Annotated in this window: 19 protein-coding genes; 13 read left to right on the plus strand and 6 right to left on the minus strand. The window is 68.9% G+C overall.

The genetic code is table 11. The features are described from left to right. Positions 1 to 2: 2 nt before the first annotated feature. From ACFTS5_RS21485 to ACFTS5_RS21495, 3 genes are all read right to left on the minus strand, one after another. Positions 3 to 2312 (minus strand): tetratricopeptide repeat protein, encoded by a 2310-nt coding sequence (locus ACFTS5_RS21485; protein WP_378634473.1) that lies wholly within the window; start codon positions 2310 to 2312, stop codon positions 3 to 5. 491 nt (positions 2313 to 2803) lie between these two features. Continuing rightward, positions 2804 to 3760, minus strand: a complete 957-nt coding sequence (locus ACFTS5_RS21490) for a glutamate ABC transporter substrate-binding protein (RefSeq protein ID WP_378633678.1) — start codon at positions 3758 to 3760, stop codon at positions 2804 to 2806. Next, the gene (locus ACFTS5_RS21495; RefSeq protein ID WP_378633681.1) at positions 3757 to 5238 is read right to left on the minus strand and encodes a hypothetical protein; all 1482 of its coding nucleotides are present in this window, start codon (positions 5236 to 5238) and stop codon (positions 3757 to 3759) included. The genes ACFTS5_RS21490 and ACFTS5_RS21495 overlap by 4 nt, the downstream gene beginning before the upstream one ends. A gap of 128 nt (positions 5239 to 5366) precedes the next feature. Here ACFTS5_RS21495 and ACFTS5_RS21500 point away from each other — a divergent pair, with 128 nt between their 5' ends. Further along, complete coding sequence (locus ACFTS5_RS21500; RefSeq protein WP_378633683.1) at positions 5367 to 6005, plus strand: NUDIX domain-containing protein; 639 nt, start codon at positions 5367 to 5369, stop codon at positions 6003 to 6005. A 70-nt stretch (positions 6006 to 6075) separates the two neighbouring features. On the opposite strand, the gene thiE is transcribed toward ACFTS5_RS21500, so the two are convergent. Next, entirely contained in the window at positions 6076 to 6774 is a 699-nt protein-coding gene (gene thiE / locus ACFTS5_RS21505) for a thiamine phosphate synthase (RefSeq protein WP_378633686.1), read from the minus strand. Positions 6775 to 6852: 78 nt separating this feature from the next. Here thiE and thiO point away from each other — a divergent pair, with 78 nt between their 5' ends. The 6 genes from thiO to ACFTS5_RS21535 all read left to right on the plus strand — a co-directional run bounded on the left by thiO (position 6853) and on the right by ACFTS5_RS21535 (position 11861). Further along, positions 6853 to 7944, plus strand: coding sequence for a glycine oxidase ThiO (gene thiO, locus ACFTS5_RS21510; protein ID WP_378633688.1), 1092 nt, complete (start codon positions 6853 to 6855; stop codon positions 7942 to 7944). Then, the gene (thiS, locus tag ACFTS5_RS21515) at positions 7941 to 8156 is read left to right on the plus strand and encodes a sulfur carrier protein ThiS (protein ID WP_378633691.1); all 216 of its coding nucleotides are present in this window, start codon (positions 7941 to 7943) and stop codon (positions 8154 to 8156) included. The genes thiO and thiS overlap by 4 nt, the downstream gene beginning before the upstream one ends. Next, complete coding sequence (locus ACFTS5_RS21520) at positions 8149 to 8907, plus strand: thiazole synthase (protein ID WP_358190638.1); 759 nt, start codon at positions 8149 to 8151, stop codon at positions 8905 to 8907. Before thiS ends, ACFTS5_RS21520 begins: the two co-directional genes overlap by 8 nt. Before the next feature lie 85 nt (positions 8908 to 8992). Next, positions 8993 to 9928, plus strand: a complete 936-nt coding sequence (locus ACFTS5_RS21525) for an ABC transporter ATP-binding protein (RefSeq protein WP_378633694.1) — start codon at positions 8993 to 8995, stop codon at positions 9926 to 9928. Continuing rightward, the gene (locus tag ACFTS5_RS21530) at positions 9928 to 10689 is read left to right on the plus strand and encodes an ABC transporter permease (protein ID WP_378633697.1); all 762 of its coding nucleotides are present in this window, start codon (positions 9928 to 9930) and stop codon (positions 10687 to 10689) included. The genes ACFTS5_RS21525 and ACFTS5_RS21530 overlap by 1 nt, the downstream gene beginning before the upstream one ends. Before the next feature lie 317 nt (positions 10690 to 11006). Then, on the plus strand, positions 11007 to 11861 hold the full coding sequence (locus ACFTS5_RS21535; RefSeq protein ID WP_378634475.1) for an adenylate/guanylate cyclase domain-containing protein: 855 nt from the start codon (positions 11007 to 11009) through the stop codon (positions 11859 to 11861). Here ACFTS5_RS21535 and ACFTS5_RS21540 read toward each other — a convergent pair. Together ACFTS5_RS21540 and ACFTS5_RS21545 are read right to left on the minus strand one after the other, a co-directional pair. Next, complete coding sequence (locus tag ACFTS5_RS21540) at positions 11844 to 12182, minus strand: hypothetical protein (RefSeq protein ID WP_378633699.1); 339 nt, start codon at positions 12180 to 12182, stop codon at positions 11844 to 11846. The two genes, ACFTS5_RS21535 and ACFTS5_RS21540, sit on opposite strands and share 18 nt — an antisense overlap. A gap of 49 nt (positions 12183 to 12231) precedes the next feature. Continuing rightward, positions 12232 to 12375 carry a hypothetical protein gene (locus ACFTS5_RS21545; RefSeq protein WP_378633702.1) on the minus strand — a complete coding sequence of 48 codons (144 nt, stop codon included), beginning with the start codon at positions 12373 to 12375 and terminating at the stop codon, positions 12232 to 12234. Between the two features lie 85 nt (positions 12376 to 12460). Between ACFTS5_RS21545 and ACFTS5_RS21550 the strand changes: the two genes are divergently transcribed. The 6 genes from ACFTS5_RS21550 (at position 12461) to ACFTS5_RS21575 (ending at position 21003) form a co-directional block, all read left to right on the plus strand. Then, on the plus strand, positions 12461 to 14176 hold the full coding sequence (locus ACFTS5_RS21550) for an acyclic terpene utilization AtuA family protein (RefSeq protein ID WP_378633705.1): 1716 nt from the start codon (positions 12461 to 12463) through the stop codon (positions 14174 to 14176). Then, a complete protein-coding gene (locus tag ACFTS5_RS21555) occupies positions 14173 to 15324 on the plus strand; it encodes an acyl-CoA dehydrogenase family protein (protein ID WP_378633707.1) in 1152 nt (383 codons plus the stop codon). The genes ACFTS5_RS21550 and ACFTS5_RS21555 overlap by 4 nt, the downstream gene beginning before the upstream one ends. Beyond that, positions 15321 to 16919, plus strand: coding sequence for a carboxyl transferase domain-containing protein (locus ACFTS5_RS21560; RefSeq protein WP_358061506.1), 1599 nt, complete (start codon positions 15321 to 15323; stop codon positions 16917 to 16919). The genes ACFTS5_RS21555 and ACFTS5_RS21560 overlap by 4 nt, the downstream gene beginning before the upstream one ends. Positions 16920 to 16930: 11 nt before the next feature. Next, positions 16931 to 18925: an acetyl/propionyl/methylcrotonyl-CoA carboxylase subunit alpha gene (locus ACFTS5_RS21565; protein WP_378633710.1), complete on the plus strand. Its 1995-nt coding sequence runs from the start codon at positions 16931 to 16933 to the stop codon at positions 18923 to 18925. 73 nt (positions 18926 to 18998) lie between these two features. Next, positions 18999 to 20159, plus strand: coding sequence for an acyl-CoA dehydrogenase family protein (locus ACFTS5_RS21570; RefSeq protein WP_378633713.1), 1161 nt, complete (start codon positions 18999 to 19001; stop codon positions 20157 to 20159). Positions 20160 to 20220: 61 nt separating this feature from the next. Beyond that, positions 20221 to 21003 carry an enoyl-CoA hydratase family protein gene (locus ACFTS5_RS21575; protein WP_378633717.1) on the plus strand — a complete coding sequence of 261 codons (783 nt, stop codon included), beginning with the start codon at positions 20221 to 20223 and terminating at the stop codon, positions 21001 to 21003.

Raw genomic sequence — 21003 nt, forward strand, 5'->3', positions numbered from 1 at the left:
GCTCAGAACCAGGATTTGGGTCGTAGCGAGTTCGCCAGATCGACGAGGGCGTAGCGGTGCGTCCGGTCCGGGGCGTTGCGGGCGAGCGAGCGCAGACCGGATTCGGTGCCGTCGCGCAGTTCGCGTTCGGTGAAGGCGCGGCCGAACAGCTTGGCGTCCTTACGTTTCGGTGTGTTCCCCGCCTGTAGCCAGGCCAATGCCGAGCCCTGGACCAGCGTGCGCATCAGGGTGGCGCGGTGCTCGCCTGCTGGGATGGACTGGGCGCGCGAGGCGGCCAGCCGCAGGATCTGCTCGTCGAGTTCGGCGACGGGAGAGCTGGTGAGCAGCAACAGGATCGCCGTGGTCTGAGCGGTGGTGAAGTGGCGGGACGCGGCGGGCACATCGTCGAGGGCGTGGACCGCTTCGCCGACTCGCCCGGCCACCGCCAGCTGTCTGGCCAGGCCGAATGCCGCGCTCACCACGGCCCTGTCGGTGCGCCAGACGGTGTCGTAATAACGTTCGGCGAAGCTTCGCCACTGTTCGGGGGCGTCGGAATCCCAGTGTTGCAGAATGAGTTCCGCGGTGGCGGCCAACGCCAGCTTCGGCGCGATCTCGCCCGGCAGCACCCGCAACACCGCCTCGAACGACGCGAAGGCGGCCTCGTAGTCGAGTTCGAGCAGATGTGCCTGACCGGTGAACCAGTCGGTGCGCCAATCGGATTCGCTGGGCACCCGATCGAGCATGTGCAACACCGCAGCCGACTCGCCCAGTTCCAGCCGCGCTCGCGCCTCGGCGAAGAGCAATTCGCCCGCCAGGGTCTCGGGTGCGTTGTCCGGATCGGCCTCGGCCCGCTCGCGGGAGTCGTGCAGCGCCTCGAGCACCCGCTCCGGTTCGGGGTTGGCGGTGGCGGCCAGCAGCGGCGCCGACGGGTCGGCGGGGTCGATCAGAGGAATCGGCAGTGCGGCCACCACATCGCGGGAATCCAGCAGCGGCGAGCGACCGACACCGTCGAGATAGGCGTCGGTCTGGCTGATCAGTTCCTCGGTCCCGAAGCTGGTGCGCTGTGGACTGAACACTGTGGACAGCTGTGGATGTTCCGTGCCGGTGTCGTAGGCGAGGATCTCGCGCAACACACCGGCCAGCTGCGCCGACATCGCCCGCGCCGACGGAAAGCGCTGTGCCGGATCGGGATCGGTGGCGGTGAGCAGGAATCGGTGGAAGAACTCGTAGCGGGCCAGCAGCGGTTCGTCGGCGGGGTCGGGGATGCCGTCGAGGTAGCGGCCGTGTTCGCTGGGCAGCGCCAGCGTGAGCGCGGCGATCGTCCGGCCCACGGTGTAGACGTCGGAGGCGGGCGTCGGCCCGGTGCGGGCGATCTCGGGCGCCTGGAAACCCTTGGTGCCGTACAGGTTCCCATAGGCGTCGATGGTGGCGACCGCGCCGAGGTCGATGAGCTTCACCTGGTCCTCGGTGACCATCACGTTGTCGGGCTTGAGGTCGTTGTAGGTGAGGCCGATCGAATGCAGATGTTCCAGCGCGGGCAGGATCTCCAGCACATACGCGATGGCCTCGGCCAGCGGCATCTGCTCGCCCCGTGGCCTGGCATCGAGAATGTCGCGCAGCGAATGCCCGCCCACGTACTCCATCACGATGTAGCCGATGGACCCGTCACCCGCGGTGTGCTCGACGAAGTTGTGGATCTTGACGATGCTCGGGTGCGCCACCTCGGCCAGGAACTGGCGCTCGGCCACCGCGACGGCCTGCGCCTCGGCGTCACCCGCGTGCAGCAGGCCCTTGAGTACCACCCACCGATCGCTCACATTGCGGTCGATGGCCAGATAGATCCAGCCGAGACCGCCGTGCGCGATGCACCCCTGGATCTCGTACTGCCCGGCGACCATATCGCCCTCGTGCAGCGACGGCCGGAAATCGTAAGCTGCCCCGCAGGTTTCGCACTCCCCGCTGGTCGAAGCGGCTCGCGCCGGCGTCGACCGCCCGACCGGATTGCCGCAGCGCCAACAGAACCGGCGGCCCTCCGAGACCATCGGATCGGCCAGCACGGCGTCGCGCGGGTCCGCCGGGGTGACCGTCGGAATCGGCACCAGCCCGGCGCCGAGCCGCCGCGTCGGCCGTGACCGCGCGGTCCGCACACTGCGCCCCGACCGCGCGGTACTCACCCCGGTCTGTGGCGCAGACGGCCAGGGATCGGACGCTCGTGCGCCGGTCTGATCGTCGCGCTGGGCTGCCTCGGTCGCCGCGTGCGGGGCGTTCACCGGAACCCGCTGTGCCGCTTCGGTCGCCGCGTAGGGCGCGGTTTCGGCGGGGCGATGGGCCATTTCGGTCGCCGCGTAGGGCGCGGTCTCGCGGGTGCGCTGTGCGTCCTCGGCCGCCGCGTTCGGCGCGGCCTCGGGGGCGCGTTGCGTCGCTTCGGTCGGGACATACGCGGCGGATTCGTGTGCCGTCGGCGCGGGTCTGCTCGCCCGCTGCGTAGCGAGGTGGTCCTGCGACGTTCCCGAGTCGGCAGGGGGAACGTCGCCCGATCGCGGGTCGGCGCCGGACTCCTCGGCACGCCGGGTGGCGTCGGTCGCCGGGGTCTGGTCGCGGCTGCTCGCTTGTTTGCCGGCGAACTCCGCGGCCGCCTCGGCGGTGAGCTTGGGCAGTGGCCGTGTCTCGTCGTCGCCGGGCAGCGTCCATCCGCCGGGCAGGGTGCCCGGACGGTGGCGCTGGGTCAGCTGGGTCGGCTCGCGCCGTTCCTGGTCATCCGGCGCAGCGGCGTGGGATGTCGATTGCCCTGTTCCGTCATCGGTCGGGTTCGTGCTCATGGCCGTCAGTCCTGGTACTTCGGTGCGGGCGGGCTCGGTGTCTCGCCGAGCGTCGCGAGCCAGCGGCGGTGGATGCGGGTCCAGGTGCCGTCGTTGCGGATGCGGTCCAGGGTGGAGTTGACGAAACGCACCAGGTCGTCGTCGCCCTTGGGGATCCCGATGCCGTACGGCTCGGCGCTGATGCTCCCGCCCACCACTTCGGTATAGGGGTCCTGGGCGGCCAGGCCCGCCAGGATCGAGTCGTCGGTGCTCACGGCGTCGACCTGGCGTTGTTGCAGCACCACCAGGCAGTCGGCCCAGGTCGGCACCGTCAGGATCGTGGCAGCAGGCTGGTCGCGGCGGATGTGGTCGAGCGAGGTGGTGCCGCGCACCACGCACACCCGCTTGCCCGCCAGATCGGCCAGCCCGTCGATGCCCGAACCCTTCACCGCGAGCACCCGCTGGTCGGCCCGCAGGTACACCGTCGAGAACGCCACCCGCTGACGTCGCTCGCAGGTGATCGTCATCGTCTTCGCGATCAGGTCGACCGTGTGATCCTGCAGTGCCCGCTCGCGCTCTTCCGAAGCGAGACTGCGGTATTCGATCAGATCAGGATTGCCGAGCAGGTCGCGGGCGATCTCGCGGGCGATGTCGGCGTCGAACCCGACGATGCGACCGGTGAGCGGATCGCGAAAGCTGAACAGGTTGCTGCCCGCGTCGAGGCCCACGACGAGCCTGCCGCGCGCGCGAATGGCATCGATCGTCGGGCCCGCGGCGGTGCTCGGTCGCAGACTCGCGGTCGGATCGCCGCACTGTTCGCCGCCGGTGGGAGGCACCGGGGTGTCGGTGCCGATCGGAATGGCCTTGGCGGGCAACGGCGGCTCGGAATAGACACCCCGCTCAGCGGGCGTGGGGGTGCCCTCGGAGCAGCCTGCGAGCAGTCCGGCCAGCATCAGCGCCGCGACAACCCGGCCGCGCCTCATCGGTACTCCCGCAGTCGCGGCCACAGCCCGAGCGCGACGCATGCCGCCGCCGCGATGCCGAGCACGAACGCGCCGGGGGCGAGGAACGACAGCACGTTGATCGCTTGCGAGACCTTGGCGCGCAGGGTGTCTCGCGTCACCGCGCCCGCCTTGTCCAGTGCCCGGTCGAGTGCGTCGACCTGGGCGGCGGAATCTGCGGCGCTCGGACCGGTCGCGACGGTGGCCGCGCCCACGAAATCGCCCCGCTCGAGGGTGTCGTTCATCCGCTGATGGGCCGACTGCCAGCGGGTGAGCGCGGCGCGCGCGTGCGCCACCTCGTCGCGGGCCGGCGCGTCCCCGGGGTAACCGGCGAGCAGCTCGTTGAGCCGGGCGGCGTTCGTATCGAAGGTGCGGTCGTAGTCGCCGGTCGCGTCGCGGCGGACCAGCTTCACCATTTCCGCTGATCTGGCTTGCTGTACGAGGATTCGGCTCTCGGCCAATCGCGCCGATGGCACCGCGCCCTCGTCCCGGCAGCGAATCATCGCCACCGCGGACAGCGAACCGGCCGCCACCGTCCAGATCAGGGTCAGCGCCAGCGCGCCGGTGCCGACCAGCAAGCCCATATTGAAGAATCGGCGCGAGCGCCGCGCCAGCTCGACCTGCACCCAGATCAGCGCGCCGAGCGCCACCACCAGCAGCACGATCGCCGTCCACGGTGGCTGCACGTGCCGGTACTGCGCGGCGGTCACCGCGTCGAAGCGGTGGTCCTCCAGCTCCTCGGCCATCGGCAGCAGTCCGGTCTGCATCTGATGTGATGCCTCGCTCAGATAGGCCGCGCCGACGGGATAGCCGTTGCGATTGTTCACCCGCGCGGTCTCGATCAGCCCGCTGTAGACGGGCAGCCCGGTCGCGATGCCGGTGCGCAGGCGGCGGTCGGTGCCCGAGGGATCGGCTGCCTCTTCGTCGGAGACGTGCCCGGCCTGGGTCACCAGTTCGGCGGCGGCTTCACCGATGGCCTGGGTATAGCGGTCGCGCACCGCTTGTGGTTCGAGTCCGCCCGCGATGAACGCGGTGCCCGCGGCGGCGTCGGCGATGGAGAGCGAGGTGTAGAGGTGGTTGGCCGAATGCGCGTCGGGTTCGGTGTCGTCGAGCAGGACGCCGAGAGCTTGCTGACGCTCGCTCACGGTCGTCGAAGTCACCGCGCCCGCGGTGACGCACAGCACCATCAGGACCAGTCCGGCGGCGACGAGCCGTCCCGGCGAGGAGTGCGCGAAGCTGCGCAACCGGGCGGGTTGGAACTGCGCGCGCAACGCTCTGACGTCGGGCGCGGGCGGCCGGTCGACCGGCGCGGCCGGTCGGCGCAGCGGCGCCCAGCGCGGTGTCACCGGCGCCGCGCCGGCCGTCTCGGAGTGCTTCGCACCCGTCGTGGCCTGCGATGACGGGCGAACACGGACGGCCGCCACCTCCGTCGAGGCATTGCGATTCCCCGGTTCGACCATCGTTCACCTCCCGGCGCTGTCCGTGCACACCTACCTGTGCGGAGTTTATTGTGGGCCTACGGGTAGCGCAGCCCCTCACACACCCCCGCAGCGGTTGCTGTACGGCTGCTCGGAGGAAAGAGTATGGGATGCGCGGCGACGGAGACGGCTGGTTCAAGGGCCCCGATGGGGCCAAGCACTGGGGAAAATTCGGTGCGGCGGGTCTGCTGCTGCGCGCGCCGTTGCCCGGTGGCGGGTCCGCGGTGCTGCTGCAGCACCGGGCGCCGTGGAGTCATCAGGGCGGCACCTGGGCGCTGCCCGGTGGGGCGCGTGACTCGCACGAGTCCCCCGAGCACGCGGCGGTCAGGGAGGCCGAGGAGGAAGCGGGCATCGCCGCCGCCGACCTCCGGGTCCGGGCCGAGCGCCTGACCATGACCGCCCCGAGCGGCTGGACCTACATCACCGTCATCGCCGACGCCGACAAGCCGCTGCCCACGGTCGCCAACAAGGAGAGCGCCGAACTGGCCTGGGTCCCCGAGGACGAGGTCGCCGATCTGCCGTTGCATCCCGGCTTCGCCGTCGCCTGGATCGAACTGCGCGCGGTGCCGTTGCGCGTGCGCCTCGAGGCCGACGCCGAGCTCGCGGAAGCGCTACCCCGCACAGTCGAACTGCCCGACCAGGGCTTCTTCTGGCTGCACGCGCGGGCCGACGGCCCCGGCGTCGAAGTCGTTGTCGATGGTGAGCCCACCGAAGGCCCGATTCTCACCAGGGCAGACGTTCTCGCCTGAGTCCGGAGCGCCACCTCGTCGACCAGGCTGCGCGCACATCGGCACACGGCCGCAGTGCCTGTCGTGGCGCTCAGTCAGCGGCGAGGAGCGCTTGCTTCAGTTCGCGAGCCGCGGCTTCCGGATCGGCGGCTTCGGTGATCGCGCGGACGACGACCACGCGGCGGGCACCGGCGGCCAGCACCTCCGGGAGACGTTGCGCGTCGACGCCGCCGATGGCGAACCAGGGGAGTGTGGGATGGGACTCGGCGGTCGAGCGGACGAAGTCGACGCCCGCGGCCTGGCGACCGGGCTTGGTCGGCGTGGTCCAGATCGGGCCGGTGCAGAAGTAGTCGAGGTGGCCGTCGATCGCGGCCAGGCTCGCCTGGTTGCGGTTGTGGGTGGAGCGGCCGATCACCACATCGGGGCCGAGGACGCGTCGCGCGTAGGACGGCGGCAGGTCGCCCTGGCCGAGGTGCAGCACATCGGCGCCCGCCGCGAGTGCGATATCGGCGCGATCGTTCACCGCGAGCAAGGCGCCGTGGCGGCGGGTCGCGGCCTTGATCTCGGCGAGCGCACCGAGCTCGGCCTTAGCCTCGAGCGGCCCGAATTCGGCCTCGCCCGGCGATCCCTTGTCCCTGAGCTGCACGATGTCGACTCCGCCTGCCAGCGCCGCGTCGACGAAGCGGGACAGATCGCCTTTTTCCCGCCGCGCATCGGTGCACAGATACAGCAGTGCACTCGACAGGCGCTCCCTTGGCGGGACGGAACGGTTCGGATGGGAGGGCTGCACGTTCTCGACGGTAGTCGCGCTACCGTTGGAGTGCGAACGCCGTGGCGGGCGGTAGGCGAAAAAGACAGGTGGAACGTGATGCGAACTCTGGCGGTCGTTGGCGGCGGCGCCGTCGGACTTGCCGTCGCATGGCGGGCCGCCGAGGCAGGCTGGACGGTCACCGTCTACGACCCCGAACCCGCGCGCGGCGCCTCCTTCGTGGCCGGTGGAATGCTCGCTCCGCTGTCGGAAGGCTGGCCGGGCGAGGACAGGGTGCTCGCCTTCGGCGCGGCCGCGCTGGCGCAGTGGCCTACTTTCGCCGAACGGCTCCGAGCGGTCTCGGGTGAATCGATGTTCGTGGCCGGGGAGACGCTCACCGTCGCCCTCGACAGCGCCGATGTCACGGATCTGCGCACCGTCTCGGACTGGCTGGCCGGTTTCGGTCATGATCTGCGGGTGCTCGACCGTGCGGGTGTCCGCGCACTGGAACCCGCGCTCGCGCGCACCGTCCGCGCCGGACTGCACGCGAGAACCGAACCCGCCATCGACAATCGGCGCGTACTGCGTGCGCTCCGATCCGCCTGCGCCGGAGCCGGTGTCGAGATCCGTGCCGAAGCCGTTGCCGCGCTGGATGATCTACCGCATGACCGGATAGTTCTCGCGGCAGGCGCCCGCTCCGCCGAGCTCTGGCCCGGCCTGCCGGTGCGCCCGGTGAAGGGTGAAATCCTCCGGTTGCGTCGCAGGCCCGGCGTCAGCCCGCCACCGACCAGGGTGATCCGCGCCCGGGTCCACGGCAGGCAGGTCTACCTGGTTCCCCGCGAGGACGGGATCGTCGTCGGTGCAACACAATACGAGGCGGGCTTCGACACCACTGTCACCGTCGGCGGTGTCCGTGACCTGATCGCCGACGCCGAAACCATCCTGCCCGGTATCGCCGAATACGAACTGGCCGAAGCGAACGCGGGCTCACGGCCGGGCACCCCCGACAACCTGCCGCTGCTCGGCCACCTCGACGACCGGGTCGTCGCCGCCACCGGTCACGGCCGCAACGGCATGCTCACCCTCGCGCTCACCGCGGCGGTCGTGCCCGCACTGCTCGACGGCGAGACCCCCGCGGTCATCGAAGCCGCTGCACCTCAACGTTTTCCGGCATCGCAGATGCCATCTCTGTCGCAAGGAGGAGTTCGATGACCTCGACCATCCCGATCGGTGTCACCGTCAACGGTGTCGACCACGAGTTCCCCGAGCCGCTCAGCGTCCGCGAACTGCTGACCAAGCTCGAATTGCCCTGCCAGGGTGTGGCATTGGCGGTCGATGGCGCGGTCTTCTCGAAGTCGCGCTGGGACGAGCCGGTCGGGCGCGGCTGGACCATCGAGGTGCTCACGGCGGTGCAGGGTGGCTGAGTCGCCGTTGCGGATCGCCGACAAGGAGTTCGGCTCCCGCCTGATCATGGGCACCGGGGGCGCCGAAAACCTCGCCGTCCTCGAACAGGCACTGATCGCCTCCGGCACCGAGCTCACCACCGTCGCCATGCGCCGGGTCGACGCCGCGGGCGGCACCGGCGTGCTCGACCTGCTCAAGCGCCTCGACATCACCCTGCTGCCCAACACCGCGGGCTGTCGCACCGCCGCCGAAGCCGTACTCACCGCCCAGCTGGCCCGCGAGGCGCTCGACACCAACTGGGTCAAGCTCGAGGTGGTCGCCGACGACCGCACCCTGCTGCCGGACCCGTTCGAGCTCCTCGACGCCGCCGAGAAGCTCGTCGACGACGGGTTCGTGGTCCTGCCGTACACCACCGACGACCCGATCCTCGCCCGCCGCCTCGAAGAAGCGGGCTGTGCCGCCGTGATGCCGCTCGGCTCCCCGATCGGCACGGGCCTGGGTATCGGCAACCCCCACAACATCGAGATGATCGTCGCCGCCGCCGGGGTCCCCGTGATCCTCGACGCCGGCATCGGCACCGCCAGCGACGCCGCTCTCGCCATGGAACTCGGTTGCTCGGCAGTCCTGCTCGCTACCGCCGTGACCAGGGCGAAAGAGCCCGAACTCATGGCATCGGCCATGTCGGCCGCGGTGCGTGCGGGCTATCTGGCCAGGCAGGCGGGCCGTATCCCCAAGCGTTTCTGGGCTCAGGCTTCTTCCCCAGCCGTCTAAGGGTCGAAGGTCATCCTCGAGGATGACCCGACTCGCTACTTCTCGGCGACGCGCGGCACGGCGATCGTGAGGCAAGCTGGGGCGCATGATCGAGCTGAAGGGCCTGACGAAGCAATTCGGCCAGACCGTCGCGGTGCAGGACCTCACGTTCACCGTCCGACCAGGACTGGTGACCGGGTTCCTCGGACCCAACGGTGCCGGTAAATCGACGACCATGCGGATGATCCTCGGATTGGACAAGCCGACGGCGGGCAGCGCGCTCATCGACGGCAAGCAGTACCAGCAGCTGGAACGCCCGCTCACGCAGGTCGGCGCGCTGCTGGATGCCAAGTGGGTGCATCCGAACCGCTCGGCGCGCGCCCACCTGGAGTGGCTGGCCGCCTCCAACGACATCCCGAAGTCGCGGGTCGAAGAGGTCCTGCGCCTGGTCGGCCTGTCCGAGGTGGCGAACAAGAACGCGGGCGGATTCTCGCTCGGTATGTCCCAGCGTCTCGGCCTGGCGGGCGCGCTGCTCGGCGACCCGAAGGTGCTGCTGTTCGACGAGCCGGTCAACGGCCTCGACCCGGAGGGCATCCTGTGGATCCGCCGGTTCATGCAGCGCCTGGCCGCCGAGGGCCGCACGGTGCTCGTGTCGAGCCACCTGCTCTCGGAGATGTCGCAGACCGCCGAGCAGCTCATCGTCATCGGTCGTGGTCAGCTGATGTTCGACGGCACCACCCAGGAGTTCATCGACCGCGCCTCCGAGCAGTCGGTGCGCGTGCGCAGCCCGCAGCTGGATCAGCTGCGCAGCCTGCTCACCTCACACGGCATGACCGTGAAGGAAGACGGCGACGCCGCGCTGATCGTCGCGGGCGTCACTTCCGACGAGGTCGGCAAGGTGGCGGGCACGAACAACGTCACGCTCTACGAGCTGGCACCGCAGCAGGCCTCGCTCGAGGAAGCGTTCATGCGGATGACCGGCGGCGCCGTGGAGTACCACGGTGAAAGCTTCGATCAACAGGCGATGGGAGGTGCGCTCTGATGGGCGTGCTCGCAGCGGAACGAATCAAACTCACCTCCACCCGCTCGCCCTGGTGGTGCTCGGCGGTCGTGGTGGTGCTCGGCATCGGCCTCGCCGTGCTGATCGCCTTGGTCACCAATGCCGACTCCACCGGGGATTCCGGCGAGGGCCCGCCGTTGCTCACCCCGAGCGTGGCGGTGTCGGGTGTCGCCGGTTTCGGCGTCATGGTCTTGATGATCATGGCCGCGTTGACGGTGACCAGCGAATATCGCTTCGGCGTCATCCGCTCCAGCTTCCTCGCGGTCCCGAACCGATCCAAGGTCGTGCTGTCGAAGACCGCGCTGGTCGGCTTCTATTCGGCCGTGCTCACCGGTGTGCTCGCGCTCATCGCGTTCATCGTGGCCAAGCTGATCACCGGTGACGACGCTCCCGGTCTCGTGCTCGACGGCAACTGGCGGGCCATCTACAGCGTGCCGATCTACGCGTTCCTGTGCGTCATGCTCGCCATCGGCGTCGGTGTGCTGGTGCGCCAGTCGGCCGCGGCGATCTCGCTGATCGTGCTGTGGTCGCTGCTGCTGGAGAACCTGCTCGGCGCGTTCGGCAGCTTCGGCCGCACCGTCAAGCCGTTCCTGCCCTTCCAGAACGCGAACCGTTTCCTGAGCGTCGAGGAGTACGCGGGCGACTGGCACTGGGGCGTGTGGGGAAGCCTGATCTACTTCGCCGTGTTCGTGGCGATCGTGTTCGCCGGCGCGCTCGTGCTGGTCAACCGCCGCGACGCCTGATAAAGCCAGCCCGGGCCGCCCTCGTAATCGCCCGGGCCGCGAGGGCCGCGACCTTGTCGGGAGGTCGCCCCTGCATGAGCCCCCGGCGTCCGCTGCCCGGACGCCGGGGGCTCGCGCATATTCAGTGAGTACATGGGTAACTCACCGGGCACGGGCGAACGTGCCCCACGGGCGGAACCATCGGCCGCGTCACCTCGTCCCCCTGCGCCTGAGTCTGGCTGGAAGTCTCGGGGAGGCGGATCGGCTAACCTTTTGGCGTGAGTGAAACGCCTTCTGGCGGGGTGAATCCGCGGCGGCGCGACGCCGCGGACGTGTCCATCCCGTTGGAGCCGATCGTGAGTGAATCCGCCGAGTCCGACACCGATGCGCGCGCGAGCCGCAAGCGCGCCCAGATCTCGTCGAAGCTGCAAGCGGCCAACCGGCGGGCGGACCTGATCGGCGCCCTGCGCAGGGCACGCCAACAGCTGCCCGGCGACCCGGCCTTCGGCGACCCGCTGTCGGTGACAGGACCCGGTGGTGCGCGCGCGGTGGCCCGGGCGGCGGACAAGATCGCGGGCGGCGCCCCGACCGCGGCCAGGGAAATCGGTTTCGGTGCCCTGCAGGTGTGGCAGGCGGGGCTGGAGCGGATCGGCCGTGGGCGCGGCTCCGAGGAGGTGACCATCGTGTTCACCGACCTGGTCGGGTTCTCGAGCTGGTCGCTGTCGGTGGGCGACGAGCGCACCCTGGAACTGCTGCGCAAGGTCGCCAAGGCCATCGAGCCGCCGATCGTCGAGCGTGGCGGTCAGGTGGTCAAGCGGATGGGCGACGGTCTGATGGCGGTGTTCTCCTCGCCCGATCGTGCCGTGCGCGCCGCGCTGGCGGCCCGGCGCAATCTCGCCGGGGTCGAGATCAACGGCTACACCCCGCGGATGCGGGTCGGTCTGCACACCGGCTCGCCCCGGGAGATCGGCGGCGACTGGCTCGGCGTCGACGTCAATATCGCTGCCAGGATGATGGAGGCGGGCGGCAACGGCAACACAATGATATCCAGCATCACGTTGGCCGCGTTGCGTCCGGAAACCCTCGATGATCTGGGTGTTGTCGCCAAACCCTACAAGCGCAACTTCTGGGCGGCGCCGCTGAACGGCGTCCCGGAAGACGTCAGGATCTTCAAGCTACACACGTCGGGCTGAGCGCTTCTCCAGCCGATCCTGTTCCTTCCAGTAGGCGCGGAACGCCTGCTGGGTCGGGGTCGGCTTGGTGGTCAGCGCCTGCCAGTTCGTCGAACGAACGAAGTCGATGATGAGCAGCACCGGCAGGATGAACGCGTGGAAGAAGATCAGGTAGTCGCCGCCTTCGAACACGAACCACAGGTACCCCGCGTATCCGAGGAACGCGATGCCGAACACCGCGTTGAGCGCGCGCGAGAGCTGGCTGCGGCCGTTGTCGACGTTGGCCATGATGATCATCGCGAGGCCGCTGAGCGCGAGCAGGCCGACATACCAAGTGAACATGTCGGCAAGACAACAGCCCCTGCCTTGCCCTGATCTTGCGAAAGCCTTGCTATTCCAGCCAGAGCGCGGCGCCGAGGCCCGCGAGGACAGCGGCGACGATCAAACCGATCGCCACCGGGCGGTTGTTCTTCCAGGTCGTGTACGCGCCGCCGAGCAGGAATCCGGCGAGGGCGAAGAGGAGGACGGACAGCATGGGTTCCATCTTGCCTGGTCGATTGCACGGAATTAACAAGCACGCATGCTTGCTTTTTTTCTGAACCGCTGCGATCCTGGGTGCCATGAGTGCTCTCTCCGCTGACCCGGACCTGATCCGGATCGGGAATTGTTCCGGGTTCTACGGTGACCGGCTCAGCGCCATGCGCGAGATGCTGGAAGGCGGTCAGCTCGACGTGCTGACCGGCGACTACCTCGCCGAACTCACCATGCTGATCCTGGGCCGCGACCGGATGAAGGATCCGAGCCTCGGCTACGCCAAGACCTTCGTCAAGCAGATCAAGGACTGTCTCGGGCTCGCGCTCGAGAAGAACGTCCAGATCGTCACCAATGCCGGCGGGCTGAATCCGGCCGGGCTGGCCGAGCAGTTGCGCAAGGTCGCCGCCGAGCTCGGGCTCGATGCCGAGATCGCGCACGTAGAAGGCGACGACCTGGTCTCGCGGGCCGCCGAGCTCGACCTGGGTCAGCCGCTCACCGCCAACGCCTATCTCGGCGCGTGGGGCATCGTCGAGTGCCTGAACTCCGGCGCCGACATCGTCGTCACCGGCCGGGTCACCGACGCCTCCGTGATCGTGGGTCCGGCGGCGGCCCACTTCGGTTGGGCCCGTACCGATTACGACGCGCTCGCCGGTGCCGTGGTCGCGGGCCATGTGATCGAGTGCAGCACTCAGGCCACCGGCGGCAACTTCGCCTTCTTCACCGAACTCGGCGACATCGGCCGCCCCGGCTTCCCGATCGCCGAGATCCGGCGCGACGGCTCCTGCGTGATCACCAAGCACGACGGCACCGGTGGCGCGGTCACTGTCGACACCGTCGAAGCCCAGCTCATGTACGAGATCCAGAGCGCGCGCTACGCCGGACCCGATGTCACCACCCGCCTGGACAGCATCGTGCTGAGCCAGGAGGGCAAGGACCGGGTGTTGATCAGCGGTGTCACCGGTGAGGCCCCGCCGCCACAGCTCAAGGTCTCGCTGAACACTCTCGGCGGCTTTCGCAACGAGATGTCGTTCATCCTCACCGGACTCGATATCGAGGCCAAAGCCGCCCTGGCGCAACGACAGCTGGAATCCTGGCTGCCGGACAAGCCCGCCGAGCTCACCTGGACCCTGGCTCGCCTCGATCGCCCCGACGCCGAGACCGAAGAGCAGGCCAGCGCGATCCTGCGCTGTGTGGTGCGCGATGCCGACCCGAACAAGGTCGGTCGCGGGTTCTCCAGTGTCGCTGTGGAATTGGCGCTCGCGAGCTACCCGGGCGCCAGCTTCACCGCGCTGCCCGGAAACGGTTCGCCCTACGGTGTCTTCACCCCGGGCTTCGTCGACGCGCACGAGGTGCCGCATATCGCCGTGCTGTCGGACGGTACCCGCGTCGACATCGCCCCTGCCACGGAAACCGTTGTCCTCGAACCTGTTTCCGAACCAGAACTGCCCGCACCCCTGCCGCCCACCGAGACCCGTCGAGTCCCGCTCGGCACGATCGCGCTCGCCCGCAGCGGCGACAAGGGCGGTGACGCCAATATCGGCGTGTGGGTGCGCACCGACGACCAGTGGCGCTGGCTCGTGCACACCCTCACCGTCGAGAAGCTGCGAGAACTCCTCCCCGAGACGGCCGAACTGACCGTCACCCGCCACGTGCTGCCCAACCTGCGCGCGGTCAACTTCATCATTTCCGGCCTGCTCGGCAAGGGCGTCGCCTACCAGGCACGTTTCGACCCGCAGGCCAAGGGGCTCGGCGAATGGCTGCGCTCCCGCCACATCGATATGCCGACGGAGCTGTTCGCATGACCTCAGTTTGGGAAACGCCGGAGCGAAAAGAGCTGCGCGCCACCGTGCGCGGGTTCGTCGAGCGGGAGATCCTGCCCGACCTCGATGCCTGGGAGCGGGCCGGCGAACTGCCGCGCGAGCTGCACAAGAAGGCAGGCGAACTCGGCCTGCTCGGCATCGAGTACCCGGAATCGGCGGGCGGCGAGGGCGGCAACGCCATCGACTCGGTGATCGTGGGCGAGGAGATCCATGTCGCCGGAGCGTCCGGCGGGCTGTGGGCCTCACTGCTGACCTGCGGAATCGCGCTGCCGCACATGATCGCCTCGGGCAACCAGGCCCAGATCGACCAGTGGGCCAAGCCGACGCTGGCCGGTGACCTGATCGGTTCGCTGGCCATCACCGAACCCGGCGGCGGTTCCGATGTCGGCCACCTCACCACCACGGCCGTGCGCGACGGTGAGGACTTCATCATCAACGGCGCCAAGACCTTCATCACCTCGGGCTGCCGTGCCGACTTCGTCGTCACCGCGGTGCGCACGGGCGGCCCCGGCGCGGCCGGTGTTTCGCTGATCGTGGTGCCGAAGGACACGCCGGGCTTCACCGTCAGCCGCAAGCTGGAGAAGATGGGCTGGCTGGCCTCGGATACCGCCGAGCTGTCGTACGTGGACGTACGGGTTCCGGCGTCGAACCTGGTCGGCGCCGAGAACAGCGGCTTCGCGCAGATCGCCGCCGCGTTCGTCAGCGAGCGGGTGGGCCTCGCGGTGCAGGCGTATTCGCTGGCCCAGCGCGCGCTCGACCTCACCGTGCAGTGGTGCCGCGATCGCGAGACCTTCGGCCGCCCGCTGATCAGCCGCCAGAAGGTGCAGATGACGCTCACCGATATGGCGCAGCGCGTGGATATCTCGCGCACGTACACCCGGGCGCTCGTCGAGCGCTACGTCGCCGGTGAGGAGAACCTGATCGCTCAGGTGTGCTTCGCCAAGAACAACGCCGTCGAGACCGCCGAATGGGTGGCCAACCAGGCCGTGCAGCTGCACGGCGGGATGGGCTACATGCGCGAGGCCGAGGTCGAGCGCATCTACCGCGATGTGCGCATCATCGGCATCGGCGGCGGCACCAACGAGATCCTGACCATGCTGGCGTCGAAAGTATTGGGGTACCAGTCGTGACGACCTTCCGTTCCCTCATCGACACCGCCTCGCCCGAGTACACCGCGGCGGCCGAGGCGATGTCCACCAAGCTCACCGAGGTCGAGGCGGAGTTCGCCAAGGCCATCGCCGGGGGCGGCCCCGAGAAGGTGGCCCGCCACCACAAGCGCGGCAAGCTGACCGCCCGTGAGCGCATCGAGCTGCTGCTCGACGAGGACTCGCCGTTCCTCGAGCTGTGCCCGCTCGCCGCGTGGGGCAGCGACTTCCACGTCGGCGCGTCGACGATCGCCGGTATCGGCCTTGTCGAGGGTGTCGAGTGCATGATCGTCGCGCCCGACCCGACGGTGCGCGGCGGCACGTCGAACCCGTGGACGCTGCGTAAGACACTGCGCATCAACGACATCGTCCGGGAGAATCGTCTGCCGGTGATCTCGCTGGTCGAGTCCGGTGGTGCGGACCTGCCGACGCAGAAGGAAGTGTTCATCCCGGGTGGCGCGATGTTCCGCGACCTCACCCAGGCCTCGGCGGCCGGGATCCCCACCATCTCCTTGGTTTTCGGCAACTCCACCGCCGGTGGCGCCTATATCCCCGGCATGTCCGACTACGTGGTGATGGTCAAGGAAGCCGCGAAGGTCTTCCTCGCGGGCCCGCCGCTGGTGAAGATGGCCACTGGTGAGGACTCCGACGACGAGACCCTCGGCGGCGCCGAGATGCACGCCCGCACCTCCGGTCTGGCCGACTACATGGCCGCCGACGAGCAGGACGCGATCCGCCTCGGCCGCAATATCGTTCGTCGCCTGAACTGGAAGAAGCAGGGCCCGGAGCCGCGCGCGGAGGTGATCTCGCCGATCTACGATCCCGAGGAACTGCTCGGCATCGTGCCCTCGGACCTCAAGATCCCGTTCGATCCCCGCGAGGTCATCGCGCGCGTGGTCGACGGTTCAGACTTCGACGAGTTCAAACCGCTCTACGGTTCGAGCCTGGTCACCGGGTGGGCCGAGATCAACGGCTACCCGATCGGCATCCTCGCCAACGCGCGCGGCGTGCTGTTCTCCGAGGAATCGCAGAAGGCCACCCAGTTCATCCAGCTGGCCAACAAGAAGAACACGCCACTGCTGTTCCTGCACAACACCACCGGCTACATGGTCGGCAAGGAGTACGAGCACGGCGGCATCATCAAGCACGGCGCGATGATGATCAACGCGGTCGCCAACTCCACGGTGCCGCACATCTCGCTGCTGGTCGGCGCCTCCTACGGCGCCGGGCACTACGGCATGTGCGGGCGCGCGTTCAACCCGCGTTTCCTGTTCGCCTGGCCGAGTGCGAAATCCGCCGTCATGGGTGGGGCGCAGCTGGGCGGCGTGCTCACCATCGTGCAGCGCGGCGCGGCCGAGTCCAAGGGCCTGCCGTTCGACGAGGAGGCCGCCGCCGGTCTCGCCGCGATGGTCGAGGCGCAGATCGAGGCCGAGGCCATGCCGATGTTCCTGTCGGGCAGGTTGTTCGACGACGGCATCATCGACCCCCGCGACACCCGCACTGTGCTGGGGATGGCTCTGTCGGCCATTCACACAGCCCCGATCAAGGGCGCCGAGGGCTTCGGCGTCTTCCGAATGTGAGGCGCGACAACATGGCCATTACGAATGTCCTCGTTGCCAATCGTGGTGAGATCGCGCGCCGCGTGTTCGCCACCTGCCGTCGGATGGGCATCGGTACCACCGCGGTCTACTCCGACGCCGACGCCGCGGCACCGCATGTTTCCGAGGCCGATGCTGCCATCCGGCTGCCCGGCAACACTCCGGCCGAGACCTATCTGCGTGGCGAGCTGATCATCGAGGCCGCGCTGTCGGCCGGTGCCGACGCGATCCACCCCGGGTACGGATTCCTCTCCGAGAACGCCGAATTCGCGCGCGCCGTGCTCGACGCGGGTCTGGTCTGGATCGGCCCGCCCGTCGCGGCGATCGAGCAGATGGGCTCCAAGGTCGAGTCCAAGAAGATGATGGACGCCGCCGGAGTCCCCGTCCTCGCCGAGCTCGATCCGGCCGAGGTCACCGACGCGCACCTGCCCGTGCTGATCAAGGCGTCCGCCGGTGGTGGTGGACGCGGTATGCGCGTGGTGCGCGAGCTGGGCGACCTGCAGGATCAGATCGCGGGCGCTCGGCGCGAGGCCGAGTCGGCCTTCGGTGATCCGACCGTGTTCTGCGAGCGCTACCTCGAGACCGGCAGGCACATCGAAGTCCAGGTCATGTCGGACACCTTCGGCAAGACGTGGGCTGTCGGCGAGCGGGAGTGCTCGATCCAGCGTCGTCATCAGAAGGTCGTCGAGGAAGCGCCCTCGCCGCTCGTCGAGAAGATCGACGGCATGCGCGATCGGCTGTTCGAGGCGGCGCGTCTGGCGGCCGAGGCGATCGGGTACGAAGGCGCGGGCACCGTCGAGTTCCTGGCCGACGAGAAGGGTGACTTCTTCTTCCTGGAGATGAACACCCGTCTCCAGGTGGAACATCCGGTCACCGAGCAGACCACCGGCCTCGACCTGGTCCGCCTGCAGTTGCAGGTGGCGTCGGGTCTGCCGCTGCCCGCGACCCAGCCCGCCCAGCGTGGCCACTCGATCGAGGTGCGCCTCTACGCGGAGGACCCCGCGCACGACTGGCAGCCGCAGAGCGGTCCGGTGCACAAGATCGAGATCCCCTTCACCGCTGGTGAGTTCACGGTTCTCGACCAGCCAGGCGTGCGCCTGGACACCGGTGTCGTCGACGACTCGGTGGTCGGCGTCCACTACGACCCGATGCTCGCCAAGGTCATCTCCTACGCCGAAACCCGCGCTGAGGCGGCACATCTGCTCGCCACCGCGCTCCAGCGCGCCAAGATCCACGGCCTGGTCACCAACCGTGACCTGCTCGTGCGCGTGCTGCGGCACCCGGCGTTCCTCGCCGGCGACACCGACACCGCCTTCTTCGCCACCCACGACCTGGCCGTGCTCTCGGCGCCGCTGGTATCGGAGGCCGACGAGGCATTGTCGATTGTCGCCGCGGCGCTTGCCGATTCGGCTGCCAATCGGGGCACCTCGCGCCTGGCCGGACTCACCCCGAGTGGCTGGCGCAACCTGTCTTCGCTGCCGCAGACCAAGTCTTACGAAAGCCGCACCTCCGGCACCCACGAGGTGCGCTACCGCTTCACCCGCACGGGTGTCGCGGTCGAGGGCCACGACGGTCTCGAGCTCATCTCGGTCGCGCCCGATCGGGTAATCCTCGGTGTACCGGGTGAACGTGGTTCGGTGCGTAGGCAATTCGAGATCGCCCGCTACGGCGATCATGTCGCGGTCGACTCCCCGCTCGGCCCGGTGGCCGTGCGCAGGCTGCCCCGCTTCACCGACCCGTCGGAGCAGGTGGCCGCCGGTTCGCTGCTCGCGCCGATGCCCGGCAGCGTGATCCGCCTCGGTGCCGCCGAAGGCGACCACGTCAAGCAGGGGCAGCCCATTCTGTGGCTGGAGGCGATGAAGATGGAACACACCATCGCGGCCCCGGCGACCGGCATTCTCAGTGCACTCAACGTGACCGTCGGCCAGCAGGTCGAGGTCGGAACCGTCCTCGCCGTCGTCGAGGAAGAAGAGCAGGAGCAGGCATGAACGAGCGAAGCGAGAGAATCATGTGCCAGCGCGCGGAGCGCATGCCGCAGCCGAGCGTCAGCGAGGTGGAGGCATGAGCTTCATCGAAACCGAAGAGCAGAAGGCGCTGCGCGCGGCGGTCGCCTCGCTGGCGAGCAAGTACAACTACCGCGACTACGTGCTGCCGCTCTCGCGCAAGAACGAGCCCCTCACCGAGCTGTGGGACGAGGCGGGCAAGCTCGGCTTCCTCGGCGTGAACCTGCCCGAGGAGTACGGCGGCGGTGGCGCGGGCATGTACGAGCTGGCGCTGGTGCAGGAGGAGCTGGCGGCGCAGGGCGCCGGGCTGCTGCTGATGGTCGTCTCGCCTGCCATCTGCGGCACCATCATCACCAAGTACGGCACCGAGGCGCAGAAGCAGAACTGGCTGACCAAGCTGGCCGACGGCTCGTCGAAGATGGTCTTCGCGATCACCGAACCCGACGCGGGCTCCAACTCGCACCAGATCACCACCACCGCCCGCCGCGACGGCGGCGACTGGATCCTCAACGGCCGCAAGATCTTCATCTCCGGTGTCGATCAGGCCGAGGCCATCCTGGTGGTCTCGCGGACCGAGGACCACAAGACCGGCAAGCTCAAGCCCGCGCTGTTCATCGTGCCGGTGGACGCGCCCGGCCTGGTGAAGAACGTCCAGGAGATGGACGTGATCGAGCCGGACAACCAGTTCACGCTGTTCTTCGACGACGTGCGCCTGCCCGCCGACGCCCTCGTCGGTTCCGAGGACGCGGCCATCGCCCAGCTGTTCGCCGGACTGAATCCCGAGCGCATCATGGGCGCGGCGATGGCGGTCGGCCTCGGCCGCTACGCCATCGACCGGGCCGTGGAGTATGCCAAGGAGCGCACGGTGTGGAAGACGGCCATCGGTGCGCACCAGGGTATTTCGCATCCGCTGGCCCAGGTGAAGATCGAGCTGGAACTGGCCAAGCTGATGATGCAGAAGGCCGCGACGCTCTACGACACCGGCGACGAGTTCGGCGCCGCCGAGGCGGCCAACATGGCCAAGTACGCGGCCGCGGAAGCCAGCATCAAAGCGTTGGACCAGTCGATTCAGACCCACGGCGGTTCGGGCCTGACCCGTGAGGTCGGGCTGGCAGCCATGCTGCAGGCCGCGCGTATCTCGCGCATCGCGCCGGTCAGCCGGGAGATGATCCTGAACTTCGTCGCCCAGCATTCGCTCGGCCTGCCGCGCTCGTACTAGGCACAACGGTGGTCGCCCCGGAAGCGGGGCGACCACCCCTACCGGATGAACAGGAGTCCCGATGAGTGACGCGACGGAAACACCGTTCGTCCGCTACGAGGTCGTCGACGGGTTCGCCACGCTAACCTTCGATTCCCCGCACAACCGCAATGCGCTCTCGTCCAAGCTCGTTCGTGAGCTGCTCGCCGGATTCGACGCCGCGGGCGCCGATCCCGCCGTGCGCGGCATCGTGCTCGCCCACACCGGTGACACCTTCTGCGCGGGCGCCGACCTCAAGGAGGCGAGCACGGCCGACCCGGCGGTGGCCGCCGACGAACGCACCCGCGTGATGATCGACGTACTGCGCGGCATCCTCGCCTCGCCCAAGCCGGTGATCGCGCAGATCGACGGCAATGTCCGGGCCGGCGGCATGGGCATCATCGGGGCCTGCGATCTGGTCGTGGCCGGACCGAGCAGCAGTTTCGCGCTCACCGAGGTGCGCATCGGGATGGCGCCGTTCATGATCTCGCTCACGCTGGTGCCGCGGCTGGACCAGCGGGCCGCGAGCCGCTACTTCCTGACCGGCGAGAAGTTCGACGCCGCGACCGCGCAGGAGATCGGCCTGGTCACCGTGGCCGCGCAGGACGCCGCCGCCGAGGTGAAACGCCTGAGTGGCGAGCTGCGCAAGGGGTCGCCGCAGGGACTGGCCGAGTCCAAGAAACTGGTCAACGCGGCGGTGCTGGCTACGTTCGACACCGAGGCCGAAGCACTGGCCGAGCGGTCGGCGAGCTTCTTCGGCACCCCCGAGGTGATCGAGGGCATGACGGCCTTCTTCCAGAAGCGTCCGCCCAGCTGGGCACAATAG

This window comes from Nocardia sp. NPDC056952 (assembly GCF_042674185.1).
Lineage (GTDB): Bacteria > Actinomycetota > Actinomycetes > Mycobacteriales > Mycobacteriaceae > Nocardia.

Bases quoted from the DNA above. Each gene is read 5' to 3' on its own strand.
- ACFTS5_RS21485 (WP_378634473.1), bottom strand. From the start codon at position 2,312: ATGGCCCATCGCCCCGCCGAAACCGCGCCCTACGCGGCGACCGAAGCG.
- ACFTS5_RS21490 (WP_378633678.1), bottom strand. From the start codon at position 3,760: ATGAGGCGCGGCCGGGTTGTCGCGGCGCTGATGCTGGCCGGACTGCTC.
- ACFTS5_RS21495 (WP_378633681.1), bottom strand. From the start codon at position 5,238: ATGGTCGAACCGGGGAATCGCAATGCCTCGACGGAGGTGGCGGCCGTC.
- ACFTS5_RS21500 (WP_378633683.1), top strand. From the start codon at position 5,367: ATGCGCGGCGACGGAGACGGCTGGTTCAAGGGCCCCGATGGGGCCAAG.
- thiO (WP_378633688.1), top strand. From the start codon at position 6,853: ATGCGAACTCTGGCGGTCGTTGGCGGCGGCGCCGTCGGACTTGCCGTC.
- thiS (WP_378633691.1), top strand. From the start codon at position 7,941: ATGACCTCGACCATCCCGATCGGTGTCACCGTCAACGGTGTCGACCAC.
- ACFTS5_RS21525 (WP_378633694.1), top strand. From the start codon at position 8,993: ATGATCGAGCTGAAGGGCCTGACGAAGCAATTCGGCCAGACCGTCGCG.
- ACFTS5_RS21530 (WP_378633697.1), top strand. From the start codon at position 9,928: ATGGGCGTGCTCGCAGCGGAACGAATCAAACTCACCTCCACCCGCTCG.
- ACFTS5_RS21540 (WP_378633699.1), bottom strand. From the start codon at position 12,182: ATGTTCACTTGGTATGTCGGCCTGCTCGCGCTCAGCGGCCTCGCGATG.
- ACFTS5_RS21545 (WP_378633702.1), bottom strand. From the start codon at position 12,375: ATGCTGTCCGTCCTCCTCTTCGCCCTCGCCGGATTCCTGCTCGGCGGC.
- ACFTS5_RS21550 (WP_378633705.1), top strand. From the start codon at position 12,461: ATGAGTGCTCTCTCCGCTGACCCGGACCTGATCCGGATCGGGAATTGT.
- ACFTS5_RS21555 (WP_378633707.1), top strand. From the start codon at position 14,173: ATGACCTCAGTTTGGGAAACGCCGGAGCGAAAAGAGCTGCGCGCCACC.
- ACFTS5_RS21565 (WP_378633710.1), top strand. From the start codon at position 16,931: ATGGCCATTACGAATGTCCTCGTTGCCAATCGTGGTGAGATCGCGCGC.
- ACFTS5_RS21570 (WP_378633713.1), top strand. From the start codon at position 18,999: ATGAGCTTCATCGAAACCGAAGAGCAGAAGGCGCTGCGCGCGGCGGTC.
- ACFTS5_RS21575 (WP_378633717.1), top strand. From the start codon at position 20,221: ATGAGTGACGCGACGGAAACACCGTTCGTCCGCTACGAGGTCGTCGAC.